The 14,512-nt window shown below is 66.5% G+C and carries 17 protein-coding genes and 1 riboswitch; of the genes, 7 read left to right on the forward strand and 10 right to left on the reverse strand.

All coding sequences use genetic code 11. The features are described from left to right. The first annotated feature begins 181 nt into the window (after nucleotides 1-181). On the forward strand, nucleotides 182-1,099 hold the full coding sequence (locus AC1DQK_RS13950) for an SH3 domain-containing protein (protein ID WP_477871496.1): 918 nt from the start codon (nucleotides 182-184) through the stop codon (nucleotides 1,097-1,099). Nucleotides 1,100-1,251: 152 nt separating this feature from the next. Beyond that, complete coding sequence (gene pcaF / locus AC1DQK_RS13955) at nucleotides 1,252-2,460, forward strand: 3-oxoadipyl-CoA thiolase (RefSeq protein WP_477871498.1); 1,209 nt, start codon at nucleotides 1,252-1,254, stop codon at nucleotides 2,458-2,460. A gap of 28 nt (nucleotides 2,461-2,488) precedes the next feature. Here the strand turns inward: pcaF and AC1DQK_RS13960 are convergent, their stop codons facing one another. The 4 genes from AC1DQK_RS13960 to AC1DQK_RS13975 form a co-directional block, all read right to left on the reverse strand. Continuing rightward, on the reverse strand, nucleotides 2,489-2,791 hold the full coding sequence (locus tag AC1DQK_RS13960; protein WP_477871500.1) for a 2Fe-2S iron-sulfur cluster-binding protein: 303 nt from the start codon (nucleotides 2,789-2,791) through the stop codon (nucleotides 2,489-2,491). Nucleotides 2,792-2,921: 130 nt separating this feature from the next. Beyond that, on the reverse strand, nucleotides 2,922-4,151 hold the full coding sequence (locus AC1DQK_RS13965; protein WP_477871502.1) for a CaiB/BaiF CoA transferase family protein: 1,230 nt from the start codon (nucleotides 4,149-4,151) through the stop codon (nucleotides 2,922-2,924). A 458-nt stretch (nucleotides 4,152-4,609) separates the two neighbouring features. After that, nucleotides 4,610-5,248, reverse strand: coding sequence for a hypothetical protein (locus AC1DQK_RS13970; protein WP_477871504.1), 639 nt, complete (start codon nucleotides 5,246-5,248; stop codon nucleotides 4,610-4,612). A 100-nt stretch (nucleotides 5,249-5,348) separates the two neighbouring features. Then, a complete protein-coding gene (locus tag AC1DQK_RS13975) occupies nucleotides 5,349-5,531 on the reverse strand; it encodes a hypothetical protein (RefSeq protein ID WP_477871766.1) in 183 nt (60 codons plus the stop codon). A 132-nt stretch (nucleotides 5,532-5,663) separates the two neighbouring features. Between AC1DQK_RS13975 and AC1DQK_RS13980 the strand changes: the two genes are divergently transcribed. Further along, on the forward strand, nucleotides 5,664-5,897 hold the full coding sequence (locus AC1DQK_RS13980; protein WP_477871506.1) for a hypothetical protein: 234 nt from the start codon (nucleotides 5,664-5,666) through the stop codon (nucleotides 5,895-5,897). Nucleotides 5,898-5,939: 42 nt separating this feature from the next. Then, the gene (locus AC1DQK_RS13985; RefSeq protein WP_477871508.1) at nucleotides 5,940-6,062 is read left to right on the forward strand and encodes a hypothetical protein; all 123 of its coding nucleotides are present in this window, start codon (nucleotides 5,940-5,942) and stop codon (nucleotides 6,060-6,062) included. A 22-nt stretch (nucleotides 6,063-6,084) separates the two neighbouring features. On the opposite strand, the gene AC1DQK_RS13990 is transcribed toward AC1DQK_RS13985, so the two are convergent. The 5 genes from AC1DQK_RS13990 to AC1DQK_RS14010 all read right to left on the reverse strand — a co-directional run bounded on the left by AC1DQK_RS13990 (nucleotide 6,085) and on the right by AC1DQK_RS14010 (nucleotide 12,244). After that, nucleotides 6,085-7,860 (reverse strand): AMP-dependent synthetase/ligase, encoded by a 1,776-nt coding sequence (locus AC1DQK_RS13990; protein WP_477871510.1) that lies wholly within the window; start codon nucleotides 7,858-7,860, stop codon nucleotides 6,085-6,087. Between the two features lie 100 nt (nucleotides 7,861-7,960). Continuing rightward, a complete protein-coding gene (gene ggt / locus AC1DQK_RS13995) occupies nucleotides 7,961-9,658 on the reverse strand; it encodes a gamma-glutamyltransferase (protein ID WP_477871512.1) in 1,698 nt (565 codons plus the stop codon). Nucleotides 9,659-9,814: 156 nt separating this feature from the next. After that, on the reverse strand, nucleotides 9,815-10,855 hold the full coding sequence (locus AC1DQK_RS14000) for a quinone-dependent dihydroorotate dehydrogenase (RefSeq protein WP_477871514.1): 1,041 nt from the start codon (nucleotides 10,853-10,855) through the stop codon (nucleotides 9,815-9,817). 73 nt (nucleotides 10,856-10,928) lie between these two features. Further along, complete coding sequence (locus tag AC1DQK_RS14005; protein WP_477871768.1) at nucleotides 10,929-11,492, reverse strand: TMEM165/GDT1 family protein; 564 nt, start codon at nucleotides 11,490-11,492, stop codon at nucleotides 10,929-10,931. Nucleotides 11,493-11,579: 87 nt separating this feature from the next. Then, nucleotides 11,580-11,690: riboswitch (yybP-ykoY riboswitch) on the reverse strand. Between the two features lie 53 nt (nucleotides 11,691-11,743). Continuing rightward, on the reverse strand, nucleotides 11,744-12,244 hold the full coding sequence (locus AC1DQK_RS14010) for a Dps family protein (RefSeq protein ID WP_477871516.1): 501 nt from the start codon (nucleotides 12,242-12,244) through the stop codon (nucleotides 11,744-11,746). 646 nt (nucleotides 12,245-12,890) lie between these two features. Here AC1DQK_RS14010 and rpmG point away from each other — a divergent pair. Continuing rightward, nucleotides 12,891-13,058 carry a 50S ribosomal protein L33 gene (gene rpmG / locus AC1DQK_RS14015; RefSeq protein WP_019516727.1) on the forward strand — a complete coding sequence of 56 codons (168 nt, stop codon included), beginning with the start codon at nucleotides 12,891-12,893 and terminating at the stop codon, nucleotides 13,056-13,058. A gap of 100 nt (nucleotides 13,059-13,158) precedes the next feature. Here the strand turns inward: rpmG and AC1DQK_RS14020 are convergent, their stop codons facing one another. Further along, nucleotides 13,159-13,554: a response regulator gene (locus tag AC1DQK_RS14020; RefSeq protein ID WP_477871518.1), complete on the reverse strand. Its 396-nt coding sequence runs from the start codon at nucleotides 13,552-13,554 to the stop codon at nucleotides 13,159-13,161. Nucleotides 13,555-13,646: 92 nt separating this feature from the next. Here AC1DQK_RS14020 and AC1DQK_RS14025 point away from each other — a divergent pair, with 92 nt between their 5' ends. Then, complete coding sequence (locus AC1DQK_RS14025) at nucleotides 13,647-13,886, forward strand: DUF3572 family protein (protein ID WP_477871520.1); 240 nt, start codon at nucleotides 13,647-13,649, stop codon at nucleotides 13,884-13,886. Then, the gene (locus AC1DQK_RS14030; RefSeq protein WP_477871522.1) at nucleotides 13,883-14,500 is read left to right on the forward strand and encodes an HAD family hydrolase; all 618 of its coding nucleotides are present in this window, start codon (nucleotides 13,883-13,885) and stop codon (nucleotides 14,498-14,500) included. Before AC1DQK_RS14025 ends, AC1DQK_RS14030 begins: the two co-directional genes overlap by 4 nt. Nucleotides 14,501-14,512: the final 12 nt, after the last annotated feature.

The following is a 14,512-nucleotide window of genomic DNA, read 5'->3' on the forward strand; positions in this document are numbered from 1 at the left end:
AGGAAGCCGCGCGCGCCATAGCAACGCATCGCGCGCGACGCAAAAGCCCATCGCCCGTCGCTGTCCCGCAGTGCGTTATATCATAGCCAAGGCGGGGCGTTTCGATAGTCTCGGCCGTGGCCGGAATGCGATTCGGGGGAACGAAGAGCCTATGCTCCGGCCTGGAGAGGAACGGGGGTTCATGATCATGAAGAACGTCATATTGGCGCCGATGGCGGCCGCGCTTTCTGCCACGTCCGCGCTTGCGGCCGACGCGCCGGTGACGCTGGCGAAATGCGATGCCGCGATCGGCAGCATCGCGGTCGTCGATGGCGACACCCAGGGCTGGACCAAATATGGGCTGAACAGCCCGCGCGACCTGATCGCGGCGATGGCGGTGCAGAGCGGCTGCTTCACGCTGCAGGCGAACGGCAGCGGCGCGCCCGCCGATTTCCTCGTCAACGCCATCGCCGGCGACAAGGAGGAGGTCGACAAGGGCATCGGGCTCGCCCAGACCGCGCTGACCGAGGGCCTGGTCCGCTCGGGCGCCGCCGGCCGGATGATGGGCGGCATCCCCTTTGGAGGCCAGGCGCTCGGCATGCTGGGCGGCTTCGGCGGCAAGAAGAAGACGGTGGCCGCCGGCCTGCGCGTGATCAACCCGGCGACCGGCCAGACGATCGTCAACGGATCGGGTGAGCAGAGCAAGACCCAGGTCTCGATCGGCGGTCTCGGTGGCTTCGGCGGCAATCCCTATGCCGACGCCGCCCGCGCGAACATCATTGCCCGCGGCTATGGCGATTATGTCGGCAGCGGCTACGCTACTTCGAAGGACGGCCAGATGCTGGCGAGCGCCTTCGTGGTCGCGTTCAACGCCGTCGTCGCACAGCGGGCAGCACTGGTGAGCGTGAAGCCCGCCGGCGCCATGCCGGTATCGACGACTCCCGCCTACACCACCGCGGTCGACACGAAGCTCTACGCCCAGCCCGCTATCGGCCAGGCGGTGCGGGCTCTGCGCAGCGGCACGGTGCTGAAGCCGACGGGTGTTCGCCAAGGCCTGTTCGTCGAGGTGAACGATGCCTATGGCAGCAAGGGCTGGGTATCGATCGAAGATCTGCGATGAAGCCGCGCCGGAGTGGGCCGCCGAAAGGCCCGACTCCGGCGCGTGCGCATCTCTACGGATAGGTGATGGGCGCGCCGCGCGCTGCGCTCGCAATTGACAGCATCGACCCCAAGGTTCGAAGGCCCGGCAGATCAATCCGAAAGGTTCGCCCGATGCCCGACGCCTTCATCTGCGACGCCGTCCGTACCCCGATCGGCCGCTATGGCGGCATTCTGGCGGGAGTCCGGCCGGACGACCTGGGCGCGGTGCCGATGCGTGCCCTGCTCGCCCGCAATCCAGGGCTGGATCCCACGGCGCTGCAGGAGGTCTTCTACGGCTGCGCCAACCAGTCGGGCGAGGATAATCGCAACGTGGCGCGAATGAGCCTGTTGCTTGCCGGGCTGCCATGTTCGGTGCCGGGCGTGACCATCAACCGGTTATGCGCCTCGGGCCTCGAAGCGGTCGGACAGGCGGCGCGGGCGATCCGCTCGGATGAGCTCGAACTCGCCATCGCCGGTGGCGTCGAAAGCATGACGCGCGCGCCCTTCGTGATGGGCAAGGCCGATGGCCCTTTCGGGCGTGGCCAGAAGATCGAGGACACGACGATGGGCTGGCGCTTCGTCAATCCCGCGCTCGACGCACTTTATGGCACCGAGACGATGCCGCGCACCGGCGAGAATGTCGCGCAGGAGCACGGCATCTCGCGCGCCGACCAGGACGGCTTCGCGCTGCGCAGCCAGCAGCGCGCGGTCGCCGCGCAAGCGAACGGATTCCACGCCGAAGAAATCGTGGCGGTCGCAGTGCCGGGCCGCAGGAAAGGCGAGACAGCGGAAGTCTCGGTCGACGAGCATCCCCGCGCGGACAGCTCGATGGAAGCGCTGGCCAGGCTCAAGCCGTTGTTCGGCCCCGATGCCACGGTGACCGCCGGCAATGCATCGGGGATCAATGACGGGGCGGCGGCGATGATCATCGCTAGCGAGGCGGCGGCCAGAGCGCATGGCCTAACGCCGCGCGCGCGCATCCTCGGCATGGCCTCGGCCGGCGTCGAGCCGCGCATCATGGGCATCGGACCATTGCCTGCGGCCCGGCAGCTGATGGAGCGCCTTGGCCTTACGATCGGCGATTTCGACGCCCTCGAGATCAACGAGGCCTTCGCCAGCCAGTCGCTCGCGGTCCTGCGCGGACTGGGGCTTGCCGACGACGCGCCGCACGTCAACGCCAATGGCGGAGCGATCGCGCTCGGCCATCCACTCGGCATGTCGGGCGCGCGCCTCGCGATGACGCTGGTCCACCAGCTCGAACGGAGCGGCGGCCGACGTGGCCTGGCCGCGCTGTGCATCGGGGTCGGCATGGGCTTGGCGATGGCAGTCGAACGCGTCTGAAGCCTCGGCGGGGCGAGGCTGCCCCCCCTCAATATTGGCCGTCGGGCACCCTGACGACCAGCCCATCGAGAGCGGGGGAAATCCGTATCTGGCAGGACAGCCGCGAATCGGGACGCCTATCATGCGCGAAGTCCAGCATGTCGGCCTCGTTCGGCCCCGGAGCGCCGACGACTTCCAGCCACGTGGCATCGACATGGACATGGCAGGTCGCGCAGGCGCACGCGCCACCGCATTCGGCAACGATTCCCGCAATGCCGTTGCGTTTCGCGACTTCCATCAGCGAAAAGCCGCACTCGGCCGCGACGGTCGTCACCTCTCCGTCCGTGCTCACGAAGCTGATCCCGATCATCTTTCCTCGTCCAGAGCGAATCTCCGTCAGATGGACGCATCTGACAACCAGGAAGGCTCGGTGACAATGGCCTGGAGCGGCTAATCCATGATCCCGGAGAATCGGGTGACGATCAGATCACGCCCTCGTCGGCGAGGGCAGCGATATCGGCCTCGCTCAGACCCAGCTCGTTCGCCAGCACCTCGCGGGTATGCTCCCCCAGCATCGGCGGGGCGCGATAATCCGTGATCGGCGTCGCGGAGAAGTTGAGCGGGCTGCGGACCACTTCGAAATCCGGCTTGAGCGGGTGCGGCGCGCGGACGCGCAGCCCGCGGTGCAGCGCCTGCGGATAATCGAACACCTGTTCGAGATCGTTGATCGGGCCGCTGGGAATGCCCGCCGCGCCCAGTTTCTCCAGCCAATGGTCCACCGTGCGCTCGCAGAAGATGGCGTTGAACACCTCGGTGATCTCGTCGCGATGCTGCACGCGCAGGACATTGGTATGGAAGCGCGGATGGGTCGCCAGTTCAGGATGCCCGACCGCATCGCACAGCGCGACATATTGCCGGTCGTTGCCCGAGGTGATCATGATCGCGCCATCGCTGCAGGGGAACATGCTGGTGGGCATGCCGCCATTGCCCTGCGTTCCGCGCCGCACCGGAACCTCGCCCGAGGTCAGGTAGATCTGCGCATAATGCGACAGGGCGGACACGCCGCAATCGAGCAGCGCGATATCGATATACTGGCCTTCGCCGCCGCCCGCGTCGCGATGGTAGAGCGCTGCAAGGATGGCGTTGGCGACGTTGAGGCCGGTAAACAGGTCGATGATGCTGGGGCCGACCTTCATCGGACCGGCGCCCGGCTTGCCGTCGGGCACGCCCGTCACGCTCATCAGCCCGCACTCGCCCTGGAACACCGCATCATAGCCGGGCTTGGAGGCCAGCGGCCCGTCCTGGCCATAGCCGGTGACGGAGCAATAGATGATCCGCGGGTTGATCGCCTTCAGGCTCTCGTAATCGAGGCCGTAGCGCTTGAGATCACCGACCTTGTAATTCTCCATGACGACGTCGCAGGACGCCACCAGCCGGGCAATCAAAGCCTGGCCGCGCGGGCTGGCGATATTGAGCGCAACCGAGCGCTTGTTGCGGTTCACCGATAGGTAGAAGGCGTTTTCGCGCGTGCGATTGCCCTCGTCGTCGCGAAGATAGGGCTCTCCGAAGATGCGGGCATCGTCGCCCACGACCGGCCGCTCGATCTTGATAACGTCCGCGCCCATGTCGGCCAGCACCTGCGATCCGAACGGCCCCGCCAGGACACGGGTGAGATCGAGAACCCGGATGTTTTCGAGAGGGAGTCTGCTCATGGTTCTGCCTGAAGCCGTACCGATCACCCTTTGCCCCCGGTCGCACCGATGACAAGGGCTGCCGTGGCCCTGTTCACACCTATGATATGCCGGCCGCAGCGGCCGGACGGGCGGGCGGATGCTCGCCTTTGCGGTTGGCTTCGTCCATTCTCAGCTCGATCGGCCTCGCCGCGGCACGAGCTTGAGGCTCCAGTTCGCGCTGATGATGCCATGGCCCGTCAGGAAAGGACCGACATGAACAGGACCGCTTGCGCCGAACGCATCGCGGCCCTGTCGAGCGACGCGGAGGGAGCCGGCCGCTCATCTGGACGCGAGATATTGCCCATTCATATTGCGCGGCGCGGCGCATCGGCGATCCATAGCCATGGCGATTGCCGACGATGACATCGGCCCAGTCGACATGGGGGTCGATCTGCAGGATCGTCAGGGTGACGATGAGGTGAAATTGAGAACCGGCGCTACTTCGCCCCGATGAAATTGGGGAAGCCGTAATTCTGCGCCACCAGCATCGTGTGCGTTCCGGCGACATGGTTGACCACCTGCACCACCTCGCGGGTGTAGCGCAGCAGGTTGTAGGGATTGCGATAGGACGCGCTGATCAGGATATCGAAGGCGTTCGAGCCATGGATGATGCTGGCATTGGTCAGCAGCAGCGGGAGCTTGCCGCCGTCCAGATTGTCCTCGATCCATTTGCGCGACCGGCTGATGATCTCGGTGACGATCCGTTCCTGAGAGGGTTCGGCGCCTTCGCGGTGGCTTTCCCAGGCGAGCCGCTCCTCGCGCATCGAGCCGAGATTGACCGAAACCGCGATCATGCCCTGTTCGGGCAGCTGGATCTTGTCGGCATGGCCGCGCGGCCACAGTACCTCCGAAATGGTGCCGTCGCTGACGAGACGGGTCAGCGCGCGCGCCACCGCCTGGCGTTCATGGTCGCTCAGGCCCGGTTCGCCGTCCTTGTCGAACCAGGCGCGCAACGAAGCGCTGTCGAGAAAGGATTGGCGATCGTGCAGCCGCGGGAACTCGGCGGCCAAGGCCCGGAAAATCCGTTCGGACGCGCCGGGCCGAATTGCCGGTGTCGATTCGTCACTGCGCGCCATCTTTTCCCCCACGCATAATCAACTCCGCCGCACCATCCGCTATGACCCCTTTCCTGTCACCCCTTATATGGGGGTGATGTGCCGCGTCCGACGGTGCAGATCAGCGTAGCTTGGCGATGTTCAGGCTGTCGCCCTTCGCGCGATCCTTCACCGACTCCTCGCTGCGCTTGAGCGCCTTGGCGATTGCCTTCAGGGCCATCCCCTTCTTGGCGAGGATGTGGAGCTTCTGGATCTCGTCGGGCGTCCAGGGCTGCCGATGCCGCTCGAACCGTTCCGCCGCCATGATCACCCTCTCCCAACCTGTCGTGGCAATAGTATATCCCCGGTTATCGGCACTGACCATGGCGCCGATTTGCCCCTTCGGGCGTTCAGCCGTAGGAAGCGGTCGCTGCCGCTTGCCCGCTGGAGTACGCCGATGTCCATGCCGCCCTGCGACACCAGGATGCTCGATCAGTTGCGCAACAAGGCGTTGGTCGCGGTCGCCGCCGCGAGCGATCCGCTGATTCGCCAGCAATATGTCGATCTGGCCCAGAGCTATGCTGACACGGCCACCGAATTGCGCGAGCGTGGCGTCGCGGTGCTACCATCGCCGGACATCACCCGCATGCCATGGCGTTCGGTGCCGTTGTGGGTGACGAACGACCGATGAACTTCGCGGCGTGACCAGCGCCCCCTGCCGGAGGAATATGTCATGGCCAAGGGCCAGCAAAAGAAGACCAAGGAAGTCCGCAAGCCGAAGAAGGAAGCGCCGCCCAAGGGCAATGCTTCCAACCCGTCGGCGAAGAACACGGTCAGCGGCATCTTCAAGGACTGAGCCTCCGGGCCTCGGCACCGGTTCAGGCGCGATAGAGCCCCTCGAGCCGGTCGCCGTAGACCGCCCGGATCGCGTGGCGGCGGTTCTTCATCGAGGGCGTCATCTGTTCGTTGTCGATCGAGAAGGGTTCGTCGGCGATGGTGATGCGGCGCACCCGCTCGATCACCGACAACTCGGCATTGACGCGGTCGACCGCGCTCATCAGCGCGCGGTGCAGGTCGGGATCGTCGCGAAGCTTCGCCAGCTCCGGCGTCAGGCCCTTCTCCGCCGCCCAGCCGGCGAGCCATTCCTGGTCGGGCACGACCAGCCCGACCACATAGGGCCGCCTATCGCCCCAGATCATCGCCTGCGCGATTTCAGGCTGCAGTGTGAGCATCCCCTCGACCTTCTGCGGGGCGATATTGTCGCCCTTGTCGTTGACGATCAGGTCCTTCTTGCGATCGGTGATCTTAAGCCGGCCCTGTTCGTCGAGGAAGCCGACGTCGCCCGAATAGAGCCAGCCGTCGCGGAGCACGCGCTCGGTCTCGGCCTCGTTGCGCCAATAGCCGTGCATGACGAGCTCGCCGCGCACCAATATCTCGCCGTCCTCGGCGATGCGAAGCTCGACACCCTTCATCGGCGGGCCGACCGTGTCGAGCCTGATGCCCGCACCGGGACGGTTGCAGGCGACCACCGGACCCGCCTCGGTCTGGCCATAGCCCTGCAGCAGGGTGAGCCCCAGCGAGGCGAAGAATTGCCCGACCTCGGGGTTGAGCGGCGCGCCGCCCGAGACCAGCGCCTTGATGCGCCCGCCGAACTTCTTCGCGACCTTCGGCTTGAGCAGCAGGTCGATCGCGAGCTTGTAGGGATAATCGGACAGCCGCAGTCGCTCGCGGCTGCCGAGCTCGATCGCCTTGTCGAGCAGCTTCCGGGCGAGCCCGCCCTGCTTCTCCACCGTCTTGATCAGCCGCGCGCGGAGCAGCTCGAACAGGCGCGGCACGACAACCATGATCGTCGGGCGCACTTCCTCGATATTGGCGGCGAGCTTCTCCAGCCCCTCGGCATAATAGATCTGCCCGCCCAGGCCGATCGGCAGGAACTGGCCGCCGCTATGCTCATAGGCGTGGCTCAGCGGCAGGAAGGACAGGAACACCTCGTCGCCCCAGCCGAAATCCCTGGAAATGATGTCGAGGCATCCTTCGACATTGCACAGGATCGCGCCATGATGCTGACGCACGCCGCGTGGCGCCCCGCCGGTGCCGCTGGTGTAGATCAGGCAGGCGAGATCCTCGCGGCGCACGTCGGCGACGCGTCCGGCGGCGGCGGCGACGTCGGCATCCGGATCGCCCGCCATCGCCGCGAAGGACAGGGTGCGCGTGCCGCCCGGCGGCAGCGGCTCCATCGCGATCAGGAACTCGCAGGTCGACGAGCGGACGATCGCCGGCAGCAGGGTCTGCGCAAGCTTCGCGGTCGATACGATCGCGGCGCGCGCGCCGCTATTCTCGAGGACATGGGCGTGATCGCGCTGGGTGTTGGTGGTGTAGGTCGGCACCGTGACGCAGCCGGCCGCCATGATCGCGAGATCGGCGATGCAGAATTCCGGTCGGTTTTCCGAGACCAGCAGCACCCGGTCCCCGTCCTTCAGGCCTTCCGCCTTCAGCGCGGCGGCGAGCGAGGCGACCTGCCGCGCCACTTCGGCCCAGCTCAGCGAACTCCAGCTGCCGCCCCGCTTGGCCCACAGGAACGGCGCATCGCCCTTCTGCGCAGCGCGCGCGAAGAACATCGTCACCAGATTGGGAAACCGCTCGAATGCGCGCATCGTCTCTCCTGCCCCGGCGGGTCTCGGCCGCCCGGTGCGGACTATATCCCAACCTGTCCCTCTTCCCACATTCATTTGGATCGAGCGAAATAGACCCGCTCTATTGCGAAAGCGCGACACCGGGGCTGCGCGGATCGGCGGCGCCGACCCAGCCGCCGGGCGTGCGTTCGACGGCCATGATCTTCGACGGGATGTCGCCGGGGGTGACGATTTCGCCGAGCCGGGCCAGATCGGGGATCATGGCTTCGAGATAGCTGTTGCGCTCCGCCACCAGCGCGGGGCCGTTGAAGAACAGGTTGGGCAGGCGGATCGCCTCGGCGGCCGGCAGCTTCCAGTCGATCGTGCCGATCATCGTCTTCAGGCTGTGCATGATGATCGTGCGCCCGCCGCCCGATCCGAACGCGAGCCAGGGCTTGCCATCGGGCGCATAGACGATCGTCGGTGCCATCGAGGATAGCGGCCGCTTGCCCGGCTGGAGGCGATTGGGAACGGGCTTGCCGTCGGCCTCCGGCATCCAGGCGAAATCGGTCAGCTCGTTGTTGAGGAAGAAGCCGCCTGCGACGAGATGGCTGCCGAAAGGCGCTTCGACGGTGGAGGTCATGCTGACGATGTCGCCGCTGTCGTCGATCACGACGAGATGGCTGGTGCCCTCCTCCGGCGGCGGGGCGGCGCTGGCGAGCCTGGCCGCGCCGGGCGGCGTGCCGGGCTTGTATTCGCCCAAGGTGCGATCGGGCGAGATCAGCTTCGAGCGTTCGGCGAGATAGGCCGGGTCGAGCAGCCCGGCGACCGGCGCCGCCACGAAGTCGGTGTCGCCGAGCCAGGCGTCGCGATCGGCATAGGCGAGCCGCATCGCTTCGCCGATCAGATGCCAGGCCACTGGCGAATCCTTGCCCAGCGCCGCCAGGTCGAATCGCTCGAGCATGCCGAGCATCATCAGATCGGTGATCGCGCCCGACGAGGATGGCCCCATTCCGCAGATCCTGTAGCCGCGATACAGGCCGCAGATCGGCGGGCGGGGCTTGACCCGGTAGCCGGCGAGATCGACCGGCGTCAGGGCCGTCGGGTTGCGCTTCGAACCTGCGACGGCGGCACTGATCTTTCTGGCGATCGCGCCCTTGTAGAAGGCGGCGGGGCCTTTCGCGGCAATTTCGCGCAGGCTTTGCGCCAGCGCGGGGTTGCGCAGATGGTCGCCCGCGCCGAGCGGCGCGCCGTTCTTCCAGTAGATTGCCTGTGCCTCGGGGAAATCCTTCCACAGCTGCTGATATTGCCTGAGCCGGGCGGCGAGCGTCGGCTGGACGGCATAGGGGCCGGGCGGGTTGTCGGGCAGCAGCGTGAAGCCCCGCTCGGCGAGGCGGATCGCGGGTGCGAACAGCTTCGCCCATTTGAGCCTGCCCCAGCGGCGATGGCTCTCCGCCATCAGCGCAATGGCGCCGGGGATGCCGACCGAATAACCGCCGGGCACCGCCTGCATATAGGGCAGGGGCTTGCCGTCGGCGCCCAGAAATCGCGTCGGGCCTGCCGATGCCGGCGCGGTTTCCCGGGCGTCGATCGTCTCGATCTTCCCCGTCCTGGCGTCATGGTGGAGCAGGAAGCCGCCGCCGCCGATTCCGGTCGCCATCGGTTCGGTGACGGTGAGCGCGACCATTGTCGCCATCGCGGCATCCGCCGCACTACCGCCTTCGCGAAGGATCTCCTGGCCTGCCGCCGCGGCGCGCGGTTCGGTTGCGACGACGATGCCACCGGCCTGGGCGGCGAGGGGGGTGAGCAGGGCAAGGAGGGCTACGGCGCGGTGCAGCATGGCGCCATGCTTATTCTATTCGGGACGCGCGGCAAGTCTTCACGGCTCCTCGTCGCCTGCCCAAGCCGTCATGCCAGCGAAGGCTGGCATCTCAGGAGAATGATGCGCGCCCTGACCGCACGAGATGCCAGCCCGCGCTGGCATGACGGACATCCTTCAGCCTGCCCCCACCGCCTCCCCGATCGTGTCGAAGCCGTCGCGATCGAGCAACTTCACCAGCCCGCGGTTGATTCGCCGGGCCAGCCCCGGACCCGCATAGACCAGCGCCGAATAGAGCTGGACCAGGCTGGCCCCCGCGCGGATGCGGGCATAGGCGTCGTCGGCGCTTGCGATGCCGCCTACCGCTATCAGCGGCATGGCGCCGCCGGTCGCCTTGCGGAAATCGGCGAGCCGCTGCTGCGCCAGATCCCTGAGCGGCGCGCCCGACAGTCCGCCGCCCTCGCCGCCATGGCGCGAGCGCAGCGGCGGGCGCGAGATGGTGGTGTTCGAGACGATCAGGCCATCGAGCCGGTGCGCGCTCGCCAGCTCGGCGATATCGTCGATATCGGCCGGCTCGAGATCGGGCGCGACCTTGAGGAAGATCGGCGGCGTGGCACCGCTTGCTGCCCGCGCGTCCATTACCGCGGCGAGCAGCGCGTCGAGCGCGCCGCGATCCTGCAGGGCGCGCAGCCCCGGCGTGTTGGGCGACGAGATGTTGACCGTCAGGTAGCGTGCCAGGCCCGCCATCACCTGCACGCCATGGGCATAGTCGGCGATTCGGTCGGTGGCGTCCTTGTTGGCGCCGATGTTGATGCCGACGATGCCCGGCCGCCTGTTGCGGCGGAGCAGCCGCTCATAGGCCGCGGCCTGGCCGCCATTGTTGAAGCCCATGCGGTTGATGACGGCCTCGTCCTCGACCAGCCGGAACAGCCGGGGGCGCGGATTTCCCGCCTGGGGAAAGGGCGTCAGCGTTCCCACCTCGACAAAGCCGAAGCCGAGGCCGAGCATGGCGTCGGGCACCTGTGCGTCCTTGTCGAAGCCGGCGGCAAGACCGACGGGATTGGGGAAGCGCAGCCCCGCGACCTCGCTCGCCAGCCGTGCGTCGGCGGCGGGCGGCGCCGCCACCGGCTTGAGCCGCAGGGCGCGGATGGTGGCGCGGTGGGCCCGCTCGGCATCGAGGGTGAACAGCAGCGGGCGGAGCATGGTGTAGAGCGACATGGCTCCGCCTAGAGCATTTTCCCGTCGGGTGGAATCACCTGGCGGCTCGGAAATGCGGACACCAGGCGCCCATTCACAGCAATTCGCGCAACGCCAGCCCGCCCAGGATCGCGAAGAGGATCGCCGCTGCGATCCGCATGATCCGCATCGGCACGATCCGGGTGATCCGGTCGCCGAGGAACACCGCCGGGACGTTGGCGGCCATCATGCCGAGCGTGGTGCCGATCGCGACGAGCTCCACGGCATGGTAGCGCGCGCCGAGCGCGACCGTGGCGATCTGGGTCTTGTCCCCCATCTCGGCCATGAAGAAGGCGATCACCGTGGTGATGAGCACGCCGTGGCGGGACGGCGCGACGGCTTCGCTTTCGTCGATCCCGTCGGGGATCAGGATCCACGCCGCCATGCCCAGGAAGCCGATCGCCACCGCGAGGCGGAACCAATAGCCGTCGAGCAGCCCCGAGATCGCCGAGCCCGCCCAGGCGGCCAGCGCATGATTGACGATGGTGGCGGCGAATATGCCAGCGATGATCTGCCCCGGCGCGCGGAAGCGCGCGGCGAGGATGATGGCGAGCAGCATCGTCTTGTCGCCGATCTCGGCAAGGGCGACGAGCAATGTAGAAGCGATGATGATGTTCAATGCATGTTCCGGGCCGGGCTGGCAGATGACGGACGACACCGCGCCCCCCCGCCCGGCAGGCAGGGGTGCGGTGTCATCGGTCTTGCCGAGGCGCACTGGCGGGAAGCCGATGGCCCTGGTCGCGCCATGAGGTCTCCCCCAAGCATGTTGACGCGATTCCCGCCGAAGGCGGCCGGCTACTCCCCGGATGACGAGGAGGAGGTAGGAGCAGCCGGGATGGAGGTCAAGCGTGCCCGCAAGCGAGCCGCGACCTACCCGTTGCGGGCGGTCTCGAACAGGAACCAGGCGCGTTCCTCGGCCTGGTCGGTCCAGTCGTCGAGGATGCCGCTGGTGGCATTGTCCTTCGCCGCGTCGACGATGTCCTTGGCCTGGCGCAGCTTGGCGACGAGCGCCAGATTGTCGTCGCGCAGCTCGTTGAGCATGTCGCCCGCAGCGACGAACTCGGCGTCGTTGTCCCGGATGGTCTGGCGACGCGCGATGTCGCCTATCGACCGGAGGGTGGTGTTGCCGGTCTTCCGGACCCGCTCGGCGATCACGTCGGTGGTCGCGAGAATCTGCGTCGCCTGATCGTCGAGCATCAGATGATAGTCGCGGAAATGCGGGCCCGAGACATGCCAGTGGAAGTTCTTGGTCTTGAAATAGAGCGCGAAGCTGTCGGCCAATATGCCGTTCAGAGCATCGGCGACGCCCATCGCACTGTTGCTCTGCAGATCGGTGGGCGTCGCCAGCGGCGATTTCGGTTTCTTGGCCATGATGGATCCTCCGGGGGGTTCGATTCGGCTCTCCAACGGCGAATGTGGCAAAAGGTCGCATGCCCGTCGCGGTAATTTCCTTCGTCGGTGCCATCGAACCGGTCGATCAGCCGCGACGGGTTGCGGCGCGGGTGGTGAGGCAGTTTCAAATGGGGTTATGGAGACTCATCCTCGGTTGGTCTCGCTAACGCCTGCTCAACGTTGTCGACCATGTGTCGTGGGGGTGCCTACGCAGGTTGAAGCCTGCTTATCCCATGCGCCGCCTCGATCCAAACATGCATCGACCGAGCTGCTGCCGGTTTGATGGACACCGAGATAGGCTCATTCAGGCTACCCCAGCTTCGAGTTCGAATTCGATGGGGCTGAGGTAACCCGGTGTCGAGTGGCATTCGGTTCGGATCAGACCTTATTTTCGAACTGCCCAACATCTAGCGCCACGAGATCGCCACGCGGCAATTGGGGTCGAGGTTATTTTCGCTAAGCCCGTATGGGGTCGATGTCAGCTTTCCATAACCCCGGGCATCAAACTACCTCACCACCGCGGCGCGGTTTGGCTTGACTCTTTCGATCGTCCGCCGCTAAGGGGCCGTCCGATCAGCGGCGGCGACGCCGCTTTACTTTTTTATATCCATAAGGGTTTCGGGTCATGGCCAAGCCGACCACTGTCAAGATCAAGCTCGTCAGCTCGGCTGATACCGGCTTCTTCTACGTCACCAAGAAGAATCCGCGCACCCAGACCGAGAAGCTCAGCTTCCGCAAATATGATCCGGTCGTGCGCAAGCATGTGGATTTCAAGGAAGCCAAGATCAAGTAAGCGCGAGGCCGGCGCGCCGGCCCGGCAGCTCGACAGGCTTTAGCGCCCGCCCGTGAAACGGCGGGCGTTTGCGTTTTGTTTGGAGACCCTCGACAAAAACTCAGCTGGCCCGCTTGAACCCTTCGCCCAACGGCCCGGCGAGGCTCTCGACCGCCGAAACGAAGCGGCTTACGGAGATTGGTTTGGAGACATAGGCGTCGGCGCCGGCCTGGCGGACGCGGCTTTCGTCGCCCTTGCCGGCATAGGCGGTCACCGCCATCACCGGGATCGAATCGAGGGTCGCCTCGGCCTTCATCAGCCGGATCAGCTCAACGCCGCTGATGTGCGGCAACTGGATGTCCATGATCACGAGCTGGGGCAGGAAGCTGCGGATTGCGCCGAGCGCCTCGCGCGCGTCGCGAACCGTCCGGACCTCGGCGCCATGGGCTTCCAACAAGTCTCGGAAGAGCCGAAGGTTCAGCTCATTATCCTCGACAATCAGGACTTTCTTCGCCACGGCTACACCATCTAAACTACTGTAGATCGTAAGTCATGCCCCCGGCCGAATCAAACCCCGCTAAAGTACGTGGTGCGCCGGACGATGCCGTGATGTCGCTCTCGCTTTCGGCGCTTGTCTGGACGCTTGAGGATCCGGCCCGCGCACGACGGCTGCTCGACCTGACCGGGATGACTCCCGATATCCTGCGCGCCGGGGTGGGGGATCCGGCGATCCTCGCCGCGCTGCTCGATTTTCTCGCCGGCCATGAGCGCGACCTGGTCGCCTGCGCCGAGGCGATCGGAATCGGCCCCGCCGAGCTTGTCGCCGCCAGGGACCGGCTGCAGGCATGAATCGGCCGCTGCTGATCACCGATTGCGACGAGGTGCTGCTGCACATGGTCGCGCCGTTCCGCGACTGGCTCGAGGAGGCGCATGATATCGACTTCGCGATGGAGCGGGCCGATTTCACCGGGTCGCTCACGCGCCGCGCCGACCGCAGCGCCGTCGAGCCGGAGCATATCTGGCCGCTGCTCGACGGCTTCTTCACCACCGAGATGCACCGCCAGACGCTGGTGCCGCACGCCGCACGCGCGCTCGCGACGATCGCCGAGCTCGCCGATATCGTCGTCCTCACCAACCTGACCGACGAGTTCCACGGCAGCCGCGTCGCCCAGCTCGATGCGCTCGGGATCCGCCACCGCGTCCAGTGCAACCAGGGCGGCAAGGGCCGGCCGGTATCGGATCTCGTGGCGGAATATCAGCCCAGCGCGACGGTCTTCGTGGATGACCTGCCCGATCATCACGCCTCCGTCGCCCGCCGCGCGCCGCAGGTCTGGCGGCTGCACATGGTGGCGGAGCCGCGCGTGGCGATCCACCGCCCCAAGGCGCCGCAGGCGCATGCCCGCATCGACGACTGGGCCGAGGCGCTGCCGTGGATCATCGCGCGTTTCAGCGAGTCGGCTTGACGCTGGCCGACG

The sequence above is a fragment of the Rhizorhabdus sp. P4_G5 genome, from assembly GCF_056401065.1.

What these genes read in the sequence shown, in the direction of transcription:
- AC1DQK_RS13970 (WP_477871504.1), bottom strand. Translation starts at nt 5,248, where the DNA reads ATGGCGCGCAGTGACGAATCGACACCGGCAATTCGGCCCGGCGCGTCC.
- ggt (WP_477871512.1), bottom strand. Translation starts at nt 9,658, where the DNA reads ATGCTGCACCGCGCCGTAGCCCTCCTTGCCCTGCTCACCCCCCTCGCC.
- AC1DQK_RS13975 (WP_477871766.1), bottom strand. Translation starts at nt 5,531, where the DNA reads ATGGCGGCGGAACGGTTCGAGCGGCATCGGCAGCCCTGGACGCCCGAC.
- pcaF (WP_477871498.1), top strand. Translation starts at nt 1,252, where the DNA reads ATGCCCGACGCCTTCATCTGCGACGCCGTCCGTACCCCGATCGGCCGC.
- AC1DQK_RS13985 (WP_477871508.1), top strand. Translation starts at nt 5,940, where the DNA reads ATGGCCAAGGGCCAGCAAAAGAAGACCAAGGAAGTCCGCAAGCCGAAG.
- AC1DQK_RS13980 (WP_477871506.1), top strand. Translation starts at nt 5,664, where the DNA reads ATGTCCATGCCGCCCTGCGACACCAGGATGCTCGATCAGTTGCGCAAC.
- AC1DQK_RS13965 (WP_477871502.1), bottom strand. Translation starts at nt 4,151, where the DNA reads ATGAGCAGACTCCCTCTCGAAAACATCCGGGTTCTCGATCTCACCCGT.
- rpmG (WP_019516727.1), top strand. Translation starts at nt 12,891, where the DNA reads ATGGCCAAGCCGACCACTGTCAAGATCAAGCTCGTCAGCTCGGCTGAT.
- AC1DQK_RS14010 (WP_477871516.1), bottom strand. Translation starts at nt 12,244, where the DNA reads ATGGCCAAGAAACCGAAATCGCCGCTGGCGACGCCCACCGATCTGCAG.
- AC1DQK_RS14030 (WP_477871522.1), top strand. Translation starts at nt 13,883, where the DNA reads ATGAATCGGCCGCTGCTGATCACCGATTGCGACGAGGTGCTGCTGCAC.
- AC1DQK_RS13990 (WP_477871510.1), bottom strand. Translation starts at nt 7,860, where the DNA reads ATGCGCGCATTCGAGCGGTTTCCCAATCTGGTGACGATGTTCTTCGCG.
- AC1DQK_RS14025 (WP_477871520.1), top strand. Translation starts at nt 13,647, where the DNA reads ATGTCGCTCTCGCTTTCGGCGCTTGTCTGGACGCTTGAGGATCCGGCC.
- AC1DQK_RS14000 (WP_477871514.1), bottom strand. Translation starts at nt 10,855, where the DNA reads ATGTCGCTCTACACCATGCTCCGCCCGCTGCTGTTCACCCTCGATGCC.
- AC1DQK_RS13950 (WP_477871496.1), top strand. Translation starts at nt 182, where the DNA reads ATGATCATGAAGAACGTCATATTGGCGCCGATGGCGGCCGCGCTTTCT.